Origin of the sequence: Arthrobacter sp. Y-9, assembly GCF_029690065.1 — a bacterium.
Taxonomy (GTDB): Bacteria; Actinomycetota; Actinomycetes; order Actinomycetales; family Micrococcaceae; genus Arthrobacter_E.
On the sequence record NZ_CP121463.1, the window covers coordinates 3,066,740 to 3,084,665 of the forward strand.

Annotated in this window: 16 protein-coding genes; 11 read left to right on the top strand and 5 right to left on the bottom strand. The window is 68.3% G+C overall.

Annotated elements, in window-relative coordinates; all coding sequences use genetic code 11:
* Positions 1–255 precede the first annotated feature (255 nt).
* The 3 genes from acs (at position 256) to P9849_RS13920 (ending at position 4,495) form a co-directional block, all read left to right on the top strand.
* Positions 256–2,226 carry an acetate--CoA ligase gene (gene acs / locus P9849_RS13910; protein ID WP_278267322.1) on the top strand — a complete coding sequence of 657 codons (1,971 nt, stop codon included), beginning with the start codon at positions 256–258 and terminating at the stop codon, positions 2,224–2,226.
* Between the two features lie 179 nt (positions 2,227–2,405).
* Positions 2,406–3,143 (top strand): ABC transporter ATP-binding protein, encoded by a 738-nt coding sequence (locus P9849_RS13915; protein ID WP_278267323.1) that lies wholly within the window; start codon positions 2,406–2,408, stop codon positions 3,141–3,143.
* Positions 3,140–4,495: an FtsX-like permease family protein gene (locus tag P9849_RS13920; RefSeq protein ID WP_278267324.1), complete on the top strand. Its 1,356-nt coding sequence runs from the start codon at positions 3,140–3,142 to the stop codon at positions 4,493–4,495. The genes P9849_RS13915 and P9849_RS13920 overlap by 4 nt, the downstream gene beginning before the upstream one ends.
* A gap of 96 nt (positions 4,496–4,591) precedes the next feature.
* Here the strand turns inward: P9849_RS13920 and solA are convergent, their stop codons facing one another.
* The 3 genes from solA to P9849_RS13935 form a co-directional block, all read right to left on the bottom strand.
* A complete protein-coding gene (gene solA / locus P9849_RS13925) occupies positions 4,592–5,770 on the bottom strand; it encodes an N-methyl-L-tryptophan oxidase (RefSeq protein ID WP_278267325.1) in 1,179 nt (392 codons plus the stop codon).
* Positions 5,771–5,929: 159 nt separating this feature from the next.
* Positions 5,930–6,967 carry a LacI family DNA-binding transcriptional regulator gene (locus P9849_RS13930; protein ID WP_278267326.1) on the bottom strand — a complete coding sequence of 346 codons (1,038 nt, stop codon included), beginning with the start codon at positions 6,965–6,967 and terminating at the stop codon, positions 5,930–5,932.
* A 1-nt stretch (position 6,968) separates the two neighbouring features.
* Positions 6,969–8,213 carry a Gfo/Idh/MocA family oxidoreductase gene (locus tag P9849_RS13935; protein WP_278267327.1) on the bottom strand — a complete coding sequence of 415 codons (1,245 nt, stop codon included), beginning with the start codon at positions 8,211–8,213 and terminating at the stop codon, positions 6,969–6,971.
* Between the two features lie 271 nt (positions 8,214–8,484).
* Here P9849_RS13935 and P9849_RS13940 point away from each other — a divergent pair, with 271 nt between their 5' ends.
* The 4 genes from P9849_RS13940 to P9849_RS13955 all read left to right on the top strand — a co-directional run bounded on the left by P9849_RS13940 (position 8,485) and on the right by P9849_RS13955 (position 12,636).
* Positions 8,485–9,795, top strand: coding sequence for an extracellular solute-binding protein (locus P9849_RS13940; RefSeq protein WP_278267328.1), 1,311 nt, complete (start codon positions 8,485–8,487; stop codon positions 9,793–9,795).
* 66 nt (positions 9,796–9,861) lie between these two features.
* A complete protein-coding gene (locus P9849_RS13945; protein WP_278267329.1) occupies positions 9,862–10,833 on the top strand; it encodes a sugar ABC transporter permease in 972 nt (323 codons plus the stop codon).
* Positions 10,830–11,768 carry a carbohydrate ABC transporter permease gene (locus tag P9849_RS13950; RefSeq protein WP_278267330.1) on the top strand — a complete coding sequence of 313 codons (939 nt, stop codon included), beginning with the start codon at positions 10,830–10,832 and terminating at the stop codon, positions 11,766–11,768. The genes P9849_RS13945 and P9849_RS13950 overlap by 4 nt, the downstream gene beginning before the upstream one ends.
* An 82-nt stretch (positions 11,769–11,850) precedes the next feature.
* Positions 11,851–12,636, top strand: a complete 786-nt coding sequence (locus P9849_RS13955) for a DeoR/GlpR family DNA-binding transcription regulator (protein ID WP_278269168.1) — start codon at positions 11,851–11,853, stop codon at positions 12,634–12,636.
* An 11-nt stretch (positions 12,637–12,647) separates the two neighbouring features.
* Here the strand turns inward: P9849_RS13955 and P9849_RS13960 are convergent, their stop codons facing one another.
* Positions 12,648–14,168: an MFS transporter gene (locus P9849_RS13960; protein WP_278267331.1), complete on the bottom strand. Its 1,521-nt coding sequence runs from the start codon at positions 14,166–14,168 to the stop codon at positions 12,648–12,650.
* A gap of 59 nt (positions 14,169–14,227) precedes the next feature.
* On the opposite strand from P9849_RS13960, the gene P9849_RS13965 reads away from it, so the two are divergent.
* From P9849_RS13965 to P9849_RS13975, 3 genes are all read left to right on the top strand, one after another.
* On the top strand, positions 14,228–14,761 hold the full coding sequence (locus tag P9849_RS13965; protein WP_278267332.1) for a MarR family transcriptional regulator: 534 nt from the start codon (positions 14,228–14,230) through the stop codon (positions 14,759–14,761).
* On the top strand, positions 14,758–15,222 hold the full coding sequence (gene aroQ, locus P9849_RS13970) for a type II 3-dehydroquinate dehydratase (protein ID WP_278267333.1): 465 nt from the start codon (positions 14,758–14,760) through the stop codon (positions 15,220–15,222). Before P9849_RS13965 ends, aroQ begins: the two co-directional genes overlap by 4 nt.
* A gap of 63 nt (positions 15,223–15,285) precedes the next feature.
* A complete protein-coding gene (locus tag P9849_RS13975; RefSeq protein WP_278267334.1) occupies positions 15,286–15,837 on the top strand; it encodes an NUDIX domain-containing protein in 552 nt (183 codons plus the stop codon).
* 25 nt (positions 15,838–15,862) lie between these two features.
* Here P9849_RS13975 and P9849_RS13980 read toward each other — a convergent pair whose 3' ends face one another.
* Positions 15,863–17,047, bottom strand: coding sequence for a MarP family serine protease (locus P9849_RS13980; protein WP_278269169.1), 1,185 nt, complete (start codon positions 17,045–17,047; stop codon positions 15,863–15,865).
* A gap of 179 nt (positions 17,048–17,226) precedes the next feature.
* On the opposite strand from P9849_RS13980, the gene P9849_RS13985 reads away from it, so the two are divergent.
* A complete protein-coding gene (locus P9849_RS13985) occupies positions 17,227–17,904 on the top strand; it encodes a Crp/Fnr family transcriptional regulator (RefSeq protein ID WP_066215953.1) in 678 nt (225 codons plus the stop codon).
* The last annotated feature ends 22 nt before the right edge of the window (positions 17,905–17,926 follow it).

A 17,926-nucleotide genomic window follows, 5' to 3' on the forward strand; every position in this document is an offset into this window, starting at 1 on the left:
GCCGGACGGCCCGGCCGGGAGAAGTGTTGCCTGAGAACGCCAGGCCCCACGCGGCGGTGCTCCCTGAGATTTCTCCAGAAAAGCGCCAAATCGCCCGCTGCATCCCGTCCCGCTCGTGTCGAGGATCGGCCCGCGGGCCCCACCGGCATCCTGTTCACCGTGGTCCATAGTGTGACCGCGGACACTCATTTGTCGGAGCGGAGGACTAAGGTGGTCGGTGGAATGCACCTCAACGAAGAAGTAGAAGGATCCAGGATGTCTGAAGAGACCACTCCAGCCGCAGGTGACGCCTTGGAAAACCTGCTCCAGGAGAACCGCCGTTTCGCCCCCACCCCCGAGTTCGCGGCGAGCGCCATCGCCGGCGAGGGCCTGTATGCGGAAGCCGCAGCTGATCGCCCCGCCTTCTGGGCCCGGCAGGCGCGTGAGCTGCTGAGCTGGGACAAAGACTTCGAGACCGCTCTGGACTGGAGCAACGCCCCCTTCGCGAAGTGGTTCGTGGGCGGCGAGGTCAATGCGGCGTACAACGCGCTGGACCGGCACGTCGAAAACGGTCTCGGCGAGCGCGTGGCCATCCACTTCGAAGGCGAGCCCGGGGACACCCGCAGCTACACCTACGCCCAGCTCACCGACGAGGTGAAGAAGGCGGCGAACGCCTTCGAATCCCTCGGCGTCGGCAAGGGCGACCGCGTCGCCGTGTACCTCCCCATGATCCCGGAAGCCGTCATCACGCTGCTGGCCTGCGCCCGGATCGGCGCCATCCACTCCGTGGTGTTCGGCGGGTTCTCGGCCGACGCTCTGCGCTCCCGCATCGACGACGCCGAAGCGAAGCTCGTCGTCACGGCCGACGGCACCTACCGCCGCGGCAAGCCAAGCGCGCTGAAGCCCGCCGTGGACGAAGCGCTCGCTGCGGACGGCCACACGGTGCAGAACGTCGTCGTGGTCAAGCGCAACGGCGAGCCGGTGTCCTGGACCGAGGGCCGCGACCAGTGGTGGGACGACGTGGTGGGAGGCGCCTCCGCCGAACACACCGCGGTGGCCCACGACTCCGAGCACCCGCTCTTCATCCTCTACACCTGCGGCACCACCGGGAAGCCCAAGGGCATCCTGCACACCACGGGCGGCTACCTGACCCAGGCGGCGTTCACCCACAAGAACGTGTTCGACCTCCACCCGGAGACGGACGTCTACTGGTGCACCGCCGACGTCGGCTGGATCACCGGTCACTCGTACGTCACCTACGCGCCGCTCATCAACGGCGCCACCCAGGTCATGTACGAAGGCACCCCGGACTCCCCGCACCAGGGACGCTGGTGGGAGATCGTGGAGAAGTACAAAGTCTCCATCCTCTACACCGCTCCCACGGCCATCCGGACCTTCATGAAATGGGGCCGCGAGATCCCGGAGAAGTACGACCTCTCCTCCATCCGCGTGCTCGGTTCCGTGGGCGAGCCCATCAACCCGGAAGCCTGGATGTGGTACCGCGAGGTCATCGGCGCTAACAAGGCGCCGATCGTGGACACCTGGTGGCAGACCGAGACCGGCGCCATGATGATCTCCCCGCTGCCCGGAGTCACCGCCACGAAGCCCGGTTCGGCCCAGGTGCCGCTGCCCGGCATCGCGGTGGACGTGGTGGACGAGGTCGGCGAGTCCGTGCCGGACGGCCACGGCGGCTTCCTGGTCATCCGCGAGCCCTGGCCGTCCATGCTCCGCGGCATCTGGGGCGACCCGGAACGCTACAAGGACACCTACTGGTCCCGCTTCGATGACATGTACTTCGCGGGCGACGGCGCCAAGAAGGACGCCGACGGGGATGTCTGGCTGCTCGGCCGCGTGGATGATGTCATGAACGTCTCCGGCCACCGCCTCTCCACCACGGAGATCGAATCAGCGCTGGTCAGCCACCCGTCCGTGGCGGAGGCCGCCGTGGTGGGCGCCAATGATGAGACCACCGGCCAGGCGGTCGTGGCGTTCGTGATCCTGCGCGAAGGCGTGGAGGACACGGGAGACGTGATCGTCCAGGACCTCCGCACCCACGTGGGCAAGGAGATCGGTCCGATCGCCAAGCCGAAGAACATCCTGGTGGTACCGGAACTTCCCAAGACCCGCTCGGGCAAGATCATGCGCCGTCTGCTCAAGGACGTGGCGGAAGGCCGAGATCCGGGTGACGCGACCACGCTGGCGGACCCCACGGTCATGCAGCAGATCGCCGCGGACCTCCGGAAGTAGGGCGACAGGGCGAGCCGCCTGGCCGCCCCGTCCCGGTCGGCCGGCGACGGCGGGTGTGCGCTCTCAGCGCGAGGGTGCACACCCGCCGTCGTCGCTTTCATACCGGGGTATGAACCGCCCCGCTCAGACTCCGCTCCTGCTCCGATGTGCCCGCCCCCAGGCTTCGGAAGACTGGAGTCATGACCACGATCCTCCACGCCAGAGACCTGTCCCTCTCCTACCCCGGCGCGCCGCTCCCGGCGCTGGACTTCGTCAGCCTGAGCATCGGCCACGGCGAGTCGGTGGCGATCATGGGCGCGTCCGGCTCCGGCAAGACCTCCCTCCTCCACTGCCTGGCGGGCATCATCCGGCCGGCCAGCGGTTCGATCACCTTCGTCTCCGACGCCGGGCCCCTTCAGGTCGAGACCCTCGACGACGGCGCCCGCGCCCGGTTGCGCCGCGAGGAGTTCGGCTTCGTCTTCCAGCAGGGACTCCTGCTCCACGAGCTGACGGCCCTGGAGAACGTGGCCGTGGCACGCATGCTCAACGGCGTCCCCCGGGCGCACGCCGAGGAGGAGGCCGCCCGCTGGCTGGCCCACCTCGGCCTGGCCGGGATGGAGAACCGCAGGCTCGGCGAGCTGTCCGGAGGTCAGGCGCAGCGCGTGGCGATCGCCCGGGCCCAGATCACCGGCGCCCGCCTGATCTTCGCGGATGAGCCCACCGGTGCCCTCGACTCGACCACGTCCGCGGAGGTCCTCGACCTGCTGCTCGGCACGGTCGGTGAAGGACGCACCCTGGTGATGGTCACCCACGATCCCGAGGTCGCTCGCCGCTGTGGCCGCATCGTGACCCTGAGCGACGGCCGGATCGTCTCCGACACCGGCGCCGCGGCACCCGCCTCGGGTGCGTTCGGTCTCGGAAGCGGTGCCGCCCGATGAACACCCTGCGGACCTCACTTCGGCTGGCAGGGCTCTTCCGGCGCCGGCAGGACGGCGACCGCGCCGCGATCCTGCTGCCGCTCCTGTCCTTCGCCCTCGTCACGGCGCTTCTGCTGCTGGTCACGGGCGGCGCCCAGGCCTTCTTCCGCTGGGACGACGATCTCGCGATCACCTACCAGGTCCTGGCCGTCATCGCGCTGGTCCTCCTGCTCGTCCCGCTCGGCACGGTGGGCGCCTCGGCCGCGAAGCTCGCCGCACGACGCCGGGATGACCGCCTCTCCTCGCTCCGCCTCCTGGGCGCGTCCACGGGGACGGTCACCCTCCTGACAGTGTTGGAGGCCGCCACGACCGCGCTGCTCGGCTCCCTTCTGGGCGTCGTCCTCTACTGCGCCACGGCGCCCTTGCTCGGGCTGCTCCATTTCAGGGGCTCCGCACTGGGCGATCAGATCTGGCTGCCCTGGGCCGTCGTGCCCCTCCTGGCGCTGGGGATCGTGCTGCTCGCCTCGGTGAGCGCCGTCGTCGGGCTCCGGTCCGTGGTGGTGACCCCACTGGGCGTCCGCACCCGCCAGCGCGCCGGCACCGCCCACTGGGTGCGCGCGCTGGTGGCGGCCGGGATCGTGGTCGTCGGCGTGCTCCTCATGCAGGGCATCGGTGCGCTGGGCCAGTTCGGCGGGGTCGCCGCGATGATCATCGCGATGGCCGTGGTGTTCGGCGGCGCTCTCCTCGCCCTCAACTTCATCGGCCCCTGGTTCATCCGCGTCGTGGCCCGCCGCCGGCACCGGAAGGCGCCCACCGTCGCGAAGCTGCTCGCCGCACGCATGATCCTCGAGGACCCGAAGGCCGCATGGCGGCAGGTCAGCGGCGTGGCGATGACCAGCTTCGTCGGAGTGTTCGGAGCGGTCGGTCTCGCGATGGCGGCCATCACGGAGGACCACCCCATGGACGACGGCTCGCGCTGGCTCATGCGGGACATCTCCACCGGGGTGCTCGTGACGGTGGCCGCGTCGTTCGTGATGGTCGCGTGCTCCGTCGGGATCAACCAGGCCGCGGCAACCCTCGACCGCGCCGCCGTGCACGTCTCGCTGGACCGGCTCGGCATGCCGCGCTCCGTCATGGTCGAGGCGAGCCGCCGTTCCGTCATGTCGGCCTTGTGGGTCGTGGCGGGCGGCTCCGCGGCGTGCGCCGCAGGTCTGCTGTTCCCGCTGGTGGGCTTCGCCGTCTTCGTTCAGCCACTGGCCGTGATCACGACGGCAGCGGTGTTCGTGGCGGGCTTCCTGGTGGTCCGCGGAGCCGCCGCGCTGGCGGCCCAGCTGGTGCCGGGGATCCTGGCCCGGCCGGAACGCGTGCTCTAGAACGCCGGTCTGACGGAAGAGGGCGGGCGCCGGAAGTTTCCGGCACCCGCCCTTTCACTGTTCTCGGCGCAGCGCTGTTCCCGGCGCAGTGATGCTTCAGTGCTGGAGCTGGAACGTGGGCACGAAATCCGGGTCCGTGATGGCCGGTCTCCGCAGCGAGAACGCCCCGATGGGGTGCGCCGTGGAGCCCTCGGTCAGCAGCTCGGCGAGGATGCGGCCCATGAGCGACGCGAACTTCCCCGCGTGCCCCGCCCCGTTGAACACGGCCACATGCGGCGCGCCGGGGACGGTGTCCAGCACGAAGTCGCGGTCGGCCGGCATGTCATACACGCACGTCTTGTTCGCATACACGGGCCCGACGGCGCCCGGCAGGTGCCGCCGCAGGAACCCTTCCAGCAGCGCGGCTTCCTCGGCGTCGCCTTCGTAGACGCGCTCGTCGCTGCTGATGAACCGGCCGCGCATGTCCCGCGCGATCTTGACCGCCGGCTCACCGTAGACCGGGAACCCGTAGTGGTCCTGCTCGCCGTGGAAGATCCAGATGGGGAATCGGTCCGGGGTGAACTCGGACAGACGGGCCGACGTGAAGTAACTGACCTGCTCCTGCGACAGGGTGAGGCGGTAGTCCAGCCCGAGGTCCGGCATGAGATCCCCCAGCCACGAGGACACGGCCACCACGAGCCGGTCCGCGGGAAAGTCGCCCCGCGTCGTCCGGACCGTCACGCTGTCCGGCCTCACGTCGACCCCGGTGGCCCGGGTGTGCGGGAGGAAGGTCACCCCGTGGGCGAGGGCCAGGGAGGTGTGGGCGGCGACGCTCGCCCGGATGTCGATCAGCCCGCCGGCCTCCTGGTACATGCCGGTCACGTCGTCCTCGATCCGCCACTGGGGCCAGCGACGGCGGATCTCGTCCGCGTCGAGGTCCTCATACGGGATGCCCTGCGCCGCGAGCGCACTGCGATAGCCGTCCAGGGACGCGCGGGCCGCAGGTTCCGAGGGAGCGAGGTCCAGCCCGCCGGTCCGGAGGTAGAGCGGCAGCCCGGACTGTTCCTCCACGTGCGCCCAGGCGTTGAACATGGCGGGCGTCAGGGCCGTGTACGCGGTGCTGTGATACGCGTGCCGGATGATGCGGGAGACGTCGCCGGACGAGTTCCGTGTGTTGACCAGCTCGTCCTGCTCCAGAACGAGCACGCGGGTGCCCGGGGTCTGGGAGAGCCAGTAGGCGGCCGCAGAGCCGATGGCCCCCGCGCCGATGACGATGTGCGTGTACCCGCCCGGCATGGCGTTCTCCCGTCGTTGAGCGATCCTTCCGAGACTGGCACACGGGCTCCGACGCACGGTAGTCCGTGACGCCCCTTTGCGGGGCGGTGGAGGTGCGGGGCGGTGGAGGTGCGGGGCGACACGTGCGCGGCGGCGCCGGGATACAGACGCCGGGTGCGCTCAGGAATCCTCGGCGTGGCAGCCGCAGGACCGCCGCAGGATCAGCTCGCAGTCGAACACCTGGTTCCGGGAGGGCTCGTCACGCTCGGCCCCGATGATCGCCCGGACACCGGCCTCCGCCATCTCCTTGACGGGCTGGCGCACGGTGCTCAGCGGCGGCCAGCAGTACTCCGCCTCGTCCGATCCGTCGAACGCCATGACCGCCACGTCGTCGGGCACACGGAGACCGGCTTCCTGCACCGCGCGGAGGAAGCCGATGGCCTGCTGGTCCGAGCTGATGAACACCGCGGTCGGCCGGGGCGTGACGGCGAGGAACTGCTTCCCGGCCTCGTAACCGCCGTGCCGGTCGAAGGTGCAGCGGAAGATCCGTCCTTCCGACTCCCCCAGGCCCTGCAGGGCCGCGCGCCAGCCGCCTTCGCGGCGGTCCGGCGCGTTCCCGGTGGTGAGGCCCATGACCAGGGCGATGTCCCGGTGACCGTGCGAGGCCAGGTGCTCGACCGCGCGTCGTGTGCTCTCGGAGAATTCCGGGCCGATCGCGTCCACCGACGGCGACTCCTCGGAGAAGTTGAGCAGCACCGTCCGGACACCGCGCTCCCGGAGCTCCTGGATGTCCGGCTGGACCAGGACCGAGCAGAGGAACACGCCATCCACTTGCCGGTCGATGAAGTTCCGCAGATGCCTGCGCTCTGCGGTCAGCGAATCCCGCGAGTCGGCCAGGAGCAGGGCGAAACCCTGTTCCTCCGCGGCCTGCTCGACGGCCTCGGCCAGGCTCGCGAAGAACGGGTTGCTGATCTTCGGGACCACCATGCCCAGGATCTGCGACGACCCCTTCTTGAGCGCCCGCGCCGCCGCGTTCGGCCGGTAGCCGAGCGCCGCGATGGCCTGCCGGACCTTCTCCTCGGTGGCCGGGGCCACGTTCTTGGGTCCCCCGTTGACCACATAGCTCACGACGGCGGTGCTGACGCCCGCCAGGCGGGCGACGTCCTTCCGCGTGATCACCGGTCGGGGGGAGGCGGAGAGGTCCGGCATAGCCACCATGCTAGCCGCGGGCGGCCTCGGTGCTGCGGGCCGCCGGAAGCTCCGGGGCGTCCCCGAAGTCATGAATCGGGAGCCGCTCCCCTCCTCGGAGTGCCGACTGGTGGGCCACGATGCCCGGCAGCGTGAAGCGGGCGGCCGTCCAGGCGTTCACGGGCGGCAGGGTGCCGGCGGCCACGGCGGTCACGAAGTCGTCCACCAGGAAGGCGTGACTCCCCTCGTGCCCGCTCGGCAGCGCGCGGAGTTCCGCGGGGAGCCGGGACGGATCGTGCACGGGGGCGAGGCCCGAGACGAAGGCGTCGCGCAGGGCGGGGTCGACGTCGGCGAGGGACGGGTCATCGAGCGGAATGCTGGGCAGGGTGCTGATCTGTTCACTCACATCGGTGAAGCCCTCCTTGTCCTGCCACACGGCCGTCTCGACGAGCTGCTCGAAGCTGCCCTCGGTGCCGAAGTACCGGAAGCGGCTCTCGCGCAGATGGGACGGGTAGCCCACGCGCCGGAACTCATTGATGCGGATGCTCCCGCCCCCGTCCATCTCGAACAGGGCCGTGGCGTTGGAGAAGTCGTTGTCGAACATGCTGATCTCGCGGTCGAAGACGCCGTCGCCGCGGTCGTCCCGGACGCCGATGCAGCTCACGCTCGTCACATGGCCTCCGATGCCCCCGAGGACGCCGCCCAGGGAGTGCGTCGGGTAGAGCATGGGCGGGTAGCTGGCGGTCTTCTGCCATTCCTCCCCGCCGCTGTACTGGTAGGCGGCGTAGAAGCCGAGGTCCATGTCGTGGACGTAGTCACCTTCGGCGTAGAAGATCCGGCCGAACGCACCGTCGGCCTTGCGGTCCCGCGCGTAGATCGTGGCGGGGTTGTAGTAGCTGGTCTCCCCCATCATGTAGGTCAGCCCGGTCTCCCGGACGGCCTCGATGATGGCGGCGATCTCCTCTTCGCTGATCGCCATGGGCACCGCGGAGTAGACGTGTTTGCCCGCCTTGAGCGCCTGGACCACCAGCGGTCCATGCGTCCAGCGCTGCGTGAAGATCGCGACGGCGTCGACGTCGGAGGCCAGCATGTCCTCGAAGCTGGGGAACGTGCCGGCCAGGTTCTGGCGGGCTGCCAGCGCCTCCGCCCGCTCGGCGAGCACATCGGTGACATAGACGTCCTGCACGAGGGGGTGGGCCTTGAAGAGTTTGGCGAACTGGCCGGAGAACTGGCCGGCGCCGACGATTCCGAGGGAGAACGGTGAGATCTGAGTCATGCGGAAGAGTCTCCCAGCGCCATCTACTCGAGTCAATAGGTTCGAGATTCTTCCCGAAATGCTTGCGTTACGCAGAAGTGACACGTGTAGATTGCTGACTCAGCCCCCCGCCGAACCCCGCCATTCCGGGCGAGGGAGGCCGTTATGCCGACGCGACATCCAGATCGATTCTGAATCTTTATGTTTGCGAAGGTTTCTTCTTGTTCACTTTTGTTCCATTGACTGCTAGTGTGGCGCACATCACAGGCAATGGGTTCTTGAAGGAGAAAAAATGCCACAGCCTCAGATGCCGGCCGGCAGCGTAGTCGCCCCGCGTCGCACCGTTCTCAAATCCTTCGCACTCGGCGCGGCCGGCCTCGCCGGCGTTCCGCTCCTCGCGGCGTGCACCGGGGGCTCCGGCCCCTCCGGCGGTGGCTCCGCCGCCACCACGTTCACCCTGGGTTCGAGCCTGTCCGACGAGGTGCCGAAGAAAGCTCTCGCCGACACGCTCGCCGCCTTCCAGAAGAAGTCCGGCAAGTCCGCCACCATCAACACCGTTCCCCACAACGACTTCCAGAACAAGATCAATTCGTACCTGCAGGGTTCCCCGGACGACGCCTTCACCTGGTTCGCCGGTTACCGCATGCAGTACTACGCGGGCAAGGGACTCCTGGCGCCCATCGACGACGTCTGGTCCAAGATCGGGGGCAACTACTCGGACGCCCTCAAGAAGGCCTCCACCGGTCCCGACGGCAAGATGTACTTCATCCCGAACTACAACTACCCCTGGGGCTTCTTCTACCGGAAGAGCGTCTGGGCGGCCAAGGGCTACGAGGTCCCCACCACCTTCGACCAGCTCAAGACCCTGTGCGCCAAGATGAAGGCCGACGGCTTCATCCCGATCGGCTTCGCCGACAAGGACGGCTGGCCGGCCATGGGCACTTTCGACTACCTCAACCTGCGGCTCAACGGCTACCAGTTCCATGTGGATCTCTGCGCCCACAAGGAATCGTGGGACCAGAAGAAGGTGAGCGACGTCTTCGACACCTGGAAGGCCCTCCTGCCCTACCAGGATCCGGGCGCTCTCGGCCAGACCTGGCAGGACGCCGCCAAGGCCCTCGCGGCCCAGAAGACCGGCATGTACCTCCTCGGCTCGTTCGTGACGCAGCAGTTCACCGATCCCGCCGTGCTCAAGGACATCGACTTCTTCCCGTTCCCCGAGGTGGCGGTCGAGGGCCAGGAGGCGGTGGAGGCTCCGATCGACGGATTCCTGCTCTCCAAGAAGGGCGGCGACAACCAGGCGGCCAAGGACTTCCTGGAATTCATCGGCACCCCGGAGGGTCAGGACGCCTACTACAAGGGCGATCCCTCCAACATCCAGACCGCGAAGGGCTCCGATCAGAGCAGCTTCACAGCCCTGAACAAGAAGTGCGCGGACGTCATCGGCCAGGCGAAGTCCATCACGCAGTTCTTCGACCGCGACGCCCTCCCGGCGATGGCGAACAACGTCATGATCCCGGCGCTCCAGGCCTTCCTCAAGGACGGCACCGTGGACGTCAAGAATCTCGAGTCCCAGGCCAAGGCCCTCTACTCGGCCCAGTAGCCCGGACCCACCCGGTGACCGGGGCGCTCTCCAGGACGCCCCGGTCACCGCCGCAAGGAGACCCCCATGACCACCTCTTCCACCGCCTCCCGGACGGGCGGCGGCCCCGCACCCCGGAAGGGCCCCGGACCCCGGAAACGCCCGGGCCATGTCCGCCGGCTGAGCAGACGCGATGTGCTCGTCCTGAGCGCCATGGTCGCCATCCCGACCCTCATCCAGCTGATCTTCGTCTGGCTGCCGACCCTCTTCTCCATCGGGCTCAGCTTCCTCAAATGGAACGGCCTGGACTTCGCGGACATGAAACCCGCGGGCGTGGACAACTACCGCTTCATCCTGCAGGACTATCCGCCCTTCTGGCCGGCCATCCAGCACAACGTCCTCTGGCTGGTGTTCCTGGCCGTCATCGCCACCCCTATCGGCCTGCTCCTCGCCGTCCTGCTGGATCAGAACATCCGCGGGACCCGGATCTACCAGAGCATCTTCTTCGCGCCCGTCATGCTCTCGCTCGCGCTGGTCGGCATCATCTGGCAGCTCTTCTACCAGCGCGACAACGGCCTGCTGAACTTCCTCCTCGGCACCGCGGGGACCCCGCAGGCGGTCGACTGGTTCGGGGACTCCTCGGTCAACATCTGGGCCGCGCTGATCGCCGCCACCTGGCGCCACGCCGGCTACGTCATGCTGCTCTACTTGGCCGGCCTCAAAGGCGTGGACCCCACGCTCCGTGAGGCGGCCGCCATCGACGGGGCGAACAGCTTCCAGACCTTCTTCCGCGTGGTGTTCCCGGCGATGAAGCCCGTGAACATCGTGATCGTGGTGATCACCATCATCGAATCCCTCCGCGCGTTCGACGTCGTCTACGTCATCAACCGCGGCACGAACGGCCTGGAGCTCCTCTCCGCCCTGGTCATCCAGAACCTGGTCGGCGAAGGACAGGTCCTCGGGGTCGGATCGGCGCTGGCCACCGTGCTCCTGGTGGTCTCCCTCGTCCCGATCGTCTTCTATCTCACCCGCACCTTCGGAAAGGACAGCAGATCGTGAGCAGCACCACCGCACCCCGGACCCGCAGCGCCGGGCGGCAGGCCGGCGTCGCCGTCGCGCACGACGCCGTGCAGCGGGGTTCCAAGCGCAAGCGCCACTACGGGACACACCTCTTCCTCGTGGTGATGGCCGTGATGTGGCTGGTGCCGCTCGGCTGGGCGCTGTACACCGCCCTCCGTCCGAGCTGGGCCACCAATCAGTACGGCTACTTCAGCGTCCAGGGCCCCTTCAACTTCGACAACTTCGTGCAGGCGTGGACCCAGGGCGGGTTCTCCAAGTACTTCTGGAACTCGGTGATCATCACGGTGCCGGCGGTGCTCCTGACACTGTTCCTCGCCTCGCTCATGGCCTTCGCGGTGAGCCGCGTGAACTGGAAATTCAACATCACCCTGCTGATCATGTTCACCGCCGGCAATCTGCTGCCGCCCCAGGTGCTCGCCGCGCCGCTGTTCCTGATGATGAAGCACTTCCAGGTGCCGTACGCCGTCAGCGACTCCGGCAACATGCTCAACACCTACATCTCCGTGATCGCCGTGAACACGGCGTTCCAGATCGGCTTCTGCACCTTCGTCCTGTCGAACTACATGAAGGCGCTCTCCCCGGACCTCACCGAGGCGGCGCTCGTGGACGGCGCCGGACTGTGGCGGCAGTACTGGGAGATCATCATGCCGCTCTGCCGCCCGGCCTTCGCCGCACTCGGCACCCTGGAAGTCATCTTCATCTACAACGACTTCTTCTGGCCGCTGCTCTTCATCCAGAACGGTGACCGGCTTCCGGTCACGACGGCGATCAACAACCTCCAGGGCCAGTTCTTCAACGACTACAACCTCCTGGCGGCCGGTGCGGTGATCACGGTGATCCCCACCCTGGTCATCTACCTCCTGTTGCAACGGCAGTTTGTCGCGGGCCTCACTCTCGGGTCCAGCAAGGGGTGAGCCGCGCCGTCGTCCCCGCTCAGGCACCGCAGCACTAGACTTCATCCAGACACAGGAGACGATCATGAGGAGCGAGTCGCACATGCTGCAAGCCGCCCGGCATCAGGCCATCCTGGAGATGGTCCAGAAGGAGCGCATCGTCAAGGTCTCCGATCTCGCCGACGCCCTCAAAGTCTCCGCCATGACGGTCCGCCGTGACATCGAAGCCCTCAGCGACACGGGCCTGCTGGAACGGATCCACGGCGGCGCCAAGATCCTGGGCGACGCCGGAACCCACGAACCGGGCTTCGAACTGAAGTCCACGCAATTCACGGCGGAGAAGCAGGCCATCGCCGCCGTCGCCGCGGGCTCCGTCTCCGAGGGCATGGCGGTCGGGCTCAGCGCCGGGACCACCACCTGGGCACTCGCCCAGGAACTGGTCAAGGGTCCGGCCATCACGGTGGTCACCAACTCCATCCGCACGGCGGAGATCTTCTACCGCTCCACCGTGGTCAACCCGAAGACCGAGGTCATTCTCATCGGCGGCCAGCGCACGGCGTCTGACGCCCTCGTGGGGCCGGTCGCCACCCAGGCCTTGAAGAGCATGAACCTGGATGTCACCTTCCTCGGCGTGCACGGCATGGATCCGCAGGCCGGATTCAGCACGCCTAATGTCCTGGAGGCCGAGACGGACCGCGCGTTCCTGGCGTCCAGCCGCAAACTCGTCGTGGTGGCCGACCACTCCAAGTGGGGCATCCAGGGCATCAGCAGCATCGCGGCCCTCGAGGACGCGGATGAGCTCGTGACCGACCCCGGGCTGGGACAGAAGGCTCAGGCGATCCTCGCCGAAAGCGTCCGCCGCCTCCGCATCGCGCCCCTGCAGGGCTGACCAACCCGGGCTCACTCCCGGCCGGCGGCGCCTTGGGCGGATTGCGGCCCGGACTCTCCTCCGGCTTGCCCGGCGCCCACAGACACTGCGCCGTCGTCGGCTTCGTCGGCCGTCGTCGCGAACTCATCCGCCCTGCCCTTACGCGGGAAGAGGAAAGTGAGCCCGAGGAACACCACCAGGAGTCCCGCCTGGATGCAGAGCGCTTGCTGGAAGGCGGACTCCGGGGAACCTCTCTTGATCCCGTCGAAGAAGGTGGAACCGAGGACGGCCACTCCGATGGACCCAGCGATCGACTGCACAGCAGTCAGGACGCCGGAGGCGGAACCGATCTCCTCATCGCGGACGGCCGCGAGGATGATGCTGAACAGTGCGGCGATCACCAGGCCTGAGCCGAGACCGGCCATTGCTATGCCGGGCACGATCGTCCAGATGGAGAACCCCCCGGTGCCTTGCAGTTCCGCCCAGAGCAGCACCGAACCGCCGACCTGCAGGATTCCGCCGATCTGCAGCACACCACGGCCCAGACGTTCGGCGAGGTAGGCGCCACTGAGTGCGCCACCCACCATGGTCCCCAGCGCAACTGGAAGATTGCCGAGCCCGGCCTCGCCTGCGGAGAATCCGTGGCCGATCTGCAAGAACAGCGTCAGGACCAGCTGGGTCCCGATCAGGGCGCTGAAGAACAGCGCGATGCCCGCCAGACCTAGGGTGTAGGCACGCCTGCTGAAAATGCTGGGCATCACCAGAGGGGTCTTGCCGCGGCCGTGGGCACGGCGCTGCTGGAAGGCGAAGAGGACGAACCCGGCGAGCCCGGCAGCGATGCTGACCCAGGTCCATGCAGGCCAGCCTTCCTCCTGGCCGAGGTTCAGAGGAAGCACCAGCAGCGCGGACGCCGCCACGATCAGGAGGGCGCCCGGCCCATCGATCCCCACGCTCTTGTCGCCGGAGCGCCGGGGCAGGATGCGCCAGGCGATGATCAGAGCCGCCAGGCCGATCGGGACATTCACCAAGAAGACGGCACGCCAACCGAGCCCGAACAGATCGGCTTCGATCAATCCGCCGCCGATCAGCGGGCCGAGCACCCCACCCAGGCCGAGCACGGGACCGAACACCCCGAACACCTTGGCCAGCTCTGGGCCCGAGAAGTTCTCCCGCAGGAGTCCCAGGCCCTGCGGTAAGAGCAGCGCACCCGCGAAGCCCTGCACCAGCCGGACGGCGATGAGGATCTCGGTGGTGGGAGCCGCCGCACAGAGCAGGGACGCGGCCGTGAACGCCCCGAGTCCGAGCAGGAACATCGCCCGGCGGCCGAAGCGATCCCCCAGACGACCGCCCAGGATGAGCCCGGCGCCGAGAGTCAGCGCATAGCCGCCGATCACCCATTGCAGCCCCAGGGAGGACGCCCCGAGGGATCGTTCCAGATCGGGTCCGGCCACATTCACGATGGTCGAGTCGAGGAGATCCATGATCTCCGCGGCCAGCATCACACCGAGGATCAGCCACCGCCAACGGCCTCCGCCGCTCGTTTCGCCTGTCATTTTCCTTCAATTCTTGATTATCAATCTTGTTAGCAAGATTGAGTATTACCATGGAGGGCATGGAAGTCAACTCCCGCGACCCACAGCGCGGCGCCCGGGACTACGCCGCCCGCGCCGGCGCACGGCGGGACGGGCGACCGCTCGACGACGGCGACATCCGCGCGCGCATCCAGCAGGTCACCATCCGCCAGCAGCGCTTCGAACGCTTCCTCTCGCGGGAACTCGGGATCGATCAAGGCGGACTGGAGGTCCTGGACCATCTGCTGTCCACAGGGCCGGCCACTCCCACGGAACTCGCCCACAAACTGGAGATCTCCACCGCGGCCATGACCCTGGTGCTCAACCGACTGGAGGCCGCGGGCCACATCAGACGGGAACGGCACCCCTCCGATGGACGCAAGTTGATCGTGACGGCCTCCCCGCAGATCGCGACCGATGCCCAAGCCTGCGTGGCACCTCTGATCGACGGGGTGGAGCACGTGATCGGCACGTTGTCGGCGGGGGAGGCCTCCGTGGTGGCCTCCTTCCTGGAGCGTCTCATCGACGCCTACGACTCGGCGACCGGCCCGGTACCCGCTACTGTGAAAACATGACCGAATCCGCAGCCGACACCCCCGTCCGCAAGACCATCCTGGTTCTCAATGGCCCCAATCTGAACCTCCTGGGCACCCGCGAGCCGGAGAAGTACGGGCAGGCCACGCTGGCCGACGTCGAGTACCTGTGCGAGACGGCCGCGGCGCGCCACGGCCTGGAGATCCGGGCGTTCCAGTCGAACCACGAGGGCGCCCTGGTGGACGCGATCCACGAGGCCCGGCAGGACGCGCTCGGCATCGTGATCAACGCGGGCGCCTACACGCACACGTCCGTCGCGCTGCGGGACGCGATCTCCGCCGTCGCGCTGCCCGCCGTCGAGGTGCACATCACCAACGTCCACCAGCGCGAGGAGTTCCGGCACCACTCCTACCTCTCCGGGGTCTGCGAGGCGGTCATCGCCGGGGCGGGCGTGCTGGGCTACCGTTTCGCCATCGACTACCTGGCCGAGCGGGACGCCTGAGCTGAGAGCCGTCGACGGCGGCGCGACCGGCCGCCGCACGGGCCGCGGAGCTATCATTCCCAGGTGACCCTCCTCGACTCCGCGTTGCACGCCGTCTCCACCTGGAAACCCCTGTCGCCGTCCGAGGAGGCGGAGCAGGCCGAGTTCCTGACGGCCCTGGACCAGGGCGCCGACGTGCTGTCCCGTCATCCTCTGCCGTCACATCTGACGGCCAGCGCCTTCATCCTGGACGCCACGCACGACCACGTCCTGCTGGTGTTCCACGGCAAAGGCAAGTTCTGGGTGCAGCCCGGCGGACACCTCGAAACGGAGGACCCCGGCATCCTGGAAGCGGCCCTCCGCGAGGCCACTGAGGAGACCGGGCTCCAGCCGGAACAGCTGAGCGGACTCCGCGTCGTGGACCTGGACCATCACCAGCTGTCCGGGGCGTTCGGGCACTGCCGCTCCCACCTGGATGTCGGCGTCGCGATGATCACGGACGGCACCCCCGAACCCACCTTGAGCGACGAGTCCGAAGACGTGCGGTGGTTCCCCGTCGACGACCTCCCCGAGGACGCCGTGCACGGCCTGGGTTCCCGGCTCGCGGACGTGCTGGAGCGCCTGCGTCAAACCTGAGTTCCGGCGGCCGCAGGAGCGGCCGCTACTTGGTGGTGCACTGGCCCGGGGACACCGGAACGTCCAGGCTCGGGGCCCGTGCCGCGACGGGCTTGAGTCCGTCCATGGTGATGGCGAAACCGACCCCGCTGCTGGCACTGGCCTTCGCGAAGACCACGCCGGCCACCTGACCGTCGGGGCTCAGCAGCGGTCCGCCCGAGTTGCCCGGCTGGACGTCTCCGGCGATCTGGTACACGTCACCCATGACGTGGTTCTTCCCGTAGATGTCCGGGATCTCCACCTGGGAGATGCCCTGCACACGAGCAGGCTTCGCCTGGAACGGCCCGCCGTGCGGGTACCCCTCGAAGGCGGCTTCACTGCCCGTCGGCAGGTTGGTCCGCAGCGGCAGCGGGTGGGCCGTCAGGCCGTTGACCGCCAGCACCGCGAGGTCCCGCTGCGGGTCGAAGTACACCACGCGGGCCGCCAGCGCGGAACCGTCCGGGGACTCCACCACGGGTTCGCTGACACCGGCCACCACGTGGGCATTCGTCACGACACGCTCGGAGGACACGACGAATCCGGTGCCCGTCTGGTTCTGCCCGCACTGGAACGCCGTGCCGGTGATCTTGAGGACCGACTGGGCGGCGTTCTTCAGTTCCGGCGTGTCCGCGGAGCCCACCGGAGCGGGTCCGGTCAGGAGCGGCGCGGCGCCGTCGATGATCTTGGGGATCCCCTCGCCCATGAGGCTCGACCGCAGCTGAGCCATGGCGCCCTGCACGGGGGCGGGGGTGGCGCCGTCGATGAATCTGATGACCCGCGAACTCGCCACCTGCTGAGAGATGACCGGCACGCCCATCGAGTTGAGGCCGAAGGAGAGCAGCGACATGACCAGGGCCGTCATGACCACGCTGGCCGCGGCCCCCGCGAGCCGGTCCAGGCCCCGCAGGGAGCGGACCGCACGGGCCGAGCGGATCCTGTGGCCCACCGAGGCGCCGAGGCTGTTGCCGAGGACCACGAGCACGACGGCGGTCACCACCACGGCGGTCAGGCGCCACTTCGCGTCGCTCACGAGTGAGCTGACCAGCGGCATCGCGAAGAACGCCGCCACCGCGCCGAGCGCGAAGCCGACGATCCCGCCGACGGTGACCAGGAAGCCGTTCCGGAAGCCGTAGATGGCGTAAGAGATGAGCGTCACCAGCAGGACCAGGTCCAGTACGGTCAACCCGAACACGGTGTTCCTTCCAGTCACGACGAATCCTTGCGTCCGCCATGCTACTGAGCACGCCTGACATTTTGCCGTGAAAGACTGGTCCCCACGGCCCCTGCCCGGCACGGGCGCCGGTGCGCGCCGCGCATCGGACGGCATTTTCTGAAAGAATGTGCTCAGCGTCAATTTTCAGAGGAGATTACATGGACATCGAGGTACTGCGCCGGGCACCGCTTTTCGCCACATTGGATGACGACGCCTTCCGCCTGCTCACGGACGAGCTGAGCGAGGTGGACCTCTCCCGTGGTGCGTCCGTCTTCCGGGAAGGCGACCAGGGCGATCAGCTCTACTTCATCGTCTCCGGCAAGGTGAAGCTCGGCCGCACGTCCGCGGATGGTCGCGAATCCCTGCTGGCCATCCTCGGCCCGGGTGAGCTCTTCGGCGAGATGGCCCTGTTCGACCCGAGCCCCCGCACGGCGACCGCCACGGCCGTCTCCGAGACCCGCCTGGCCGGCCTGAAGAACGAGAGCCTCAACGCTCTCCTCCGCACGCGCCCCGAGGTCTCCGCACAGCTGCTCCAGGCCCTGGCACGCCGCCTGCGCCGCACCAACGACTCGCTGTCCGACCTGGTGTTCTCCGACGTCCCCGGCCGCGTGGCCAAGGCCCTGCTGGACCTGGCCGACCGCTTCGGCCGTCCCGCGACGGACGGCATCCTGGTGGCTCACGAGCTCACCCAGGAAGAGCTGGCCCAGCTGGTCGGCGCGTCCCGCGAGACCGTGAACAAGGCCCTGGCCGAGTTCGTGCAGCGCGGCTGGCTGCGTCTGGAGGCACGCGCCGTCGTGATCCTGGACATGCAGCGTCTCCGCCAGCGCTCCCGCTGAGCACACCGGCTGACGAAGAAGG

What these genes read in the sequence shown, in the direction of transcription:
- acs (WP_278267322.1), top strand. Translation starts at nt 256, where the DNA reads ATGTCTGAAGAGACCACTCCAGCCGCAGGTGACGCCTTGGAAAACCTG.
- P9849_RS13915 (WP_278267323.1), top strand. Translation starts at nt 2,406, where the DNA reads ATGACCACGATCCTCCACGCCAGAGACCTGTCCCTCTCCTACCCCGGC.
- P9849_RS13920 (WP_278267324.1), top strand. Translation starts at nt 3,140, where the DNA reads ATGAACACCCTGCGGACCTCACTTCGGCTGGCAGGGCTCTTCCGGCGC.
- solA (WP_278267325.1), bottom strand. Translation starts at nt 5,770, where the DNA reads ATGCCGGGCGGGTACACGCACATCGTCATCGGCGCGGGGGCCATCGGC.
- P9849_RS13930 (WP_278267326.1), bottom strand. Translation starts at nt 6,967, where the DNA reads ATGGTGGCTATGCCGGACCTCTCCGCCTCCCCCCGACCGGTGATCACG.
- P9849_RS13935 (WP_278267327.1), bottom strand. Translation starts at nt 8,213, where the DNA reads ATGACTCAGATCTCACCGTTCTCCCTCGGAATCGTCGGCGCCGGCCAG.
- P9849_RS13940 (WP_278267328.1), top strand. Translation starts at nt 8,485, where the DNA reads ATGCCACAGCCTCAGATGCCGGCCGGCAGCGTAGTCGCCCCGCGTCGC.
- P9849_RS13945 (WP_278267329.1), top strand. Translation starts at nt 9,862, where the DNA reads ATGACCACCTCTTCCACCGCCTCCCGGACGGGCGGCGGCCCCGCACCC.
- P9849_RS13955 (WP_278269168.1), top strand. Translation starts at nt 11,851, where the DNA reads ATGCTGCAAGCCGCCCGGCATCAGGCCATCCTGGAGATGGTCCAGAAG.
- P9849_RS13960 (WP_278267331.1), bottom strand. Translation starts at nt 14,168, where the DNA reads ATGACAGGCGAAACGAGCGGCGGAGGCCGTTGGCGGTGGCTGATCCTC.
- P9849_RS13965 (WP_278267332.1), top strand. Translation starts at nt 14,228, where the DNA reads ATGGAAGTCAACTCCCGCGACCCACAGCGCGGCGCCCGGGACTACGCC.
- aroQ (WP_278267333.1), top strand. Translation starts at nt 14,758, where the DNA reads ATGACCGAATCCGCAGCCGACACCCCCGTCCGCAAGACCATCCTGGTT.
- P9849_RS13985 (WP_066215953.1), top strand. Translation starts at nt 17,227, where the DNA reads ATGGACATCGAGGTACTGCGCCGGGCACCGCTTTTCGCCACATTGGAT.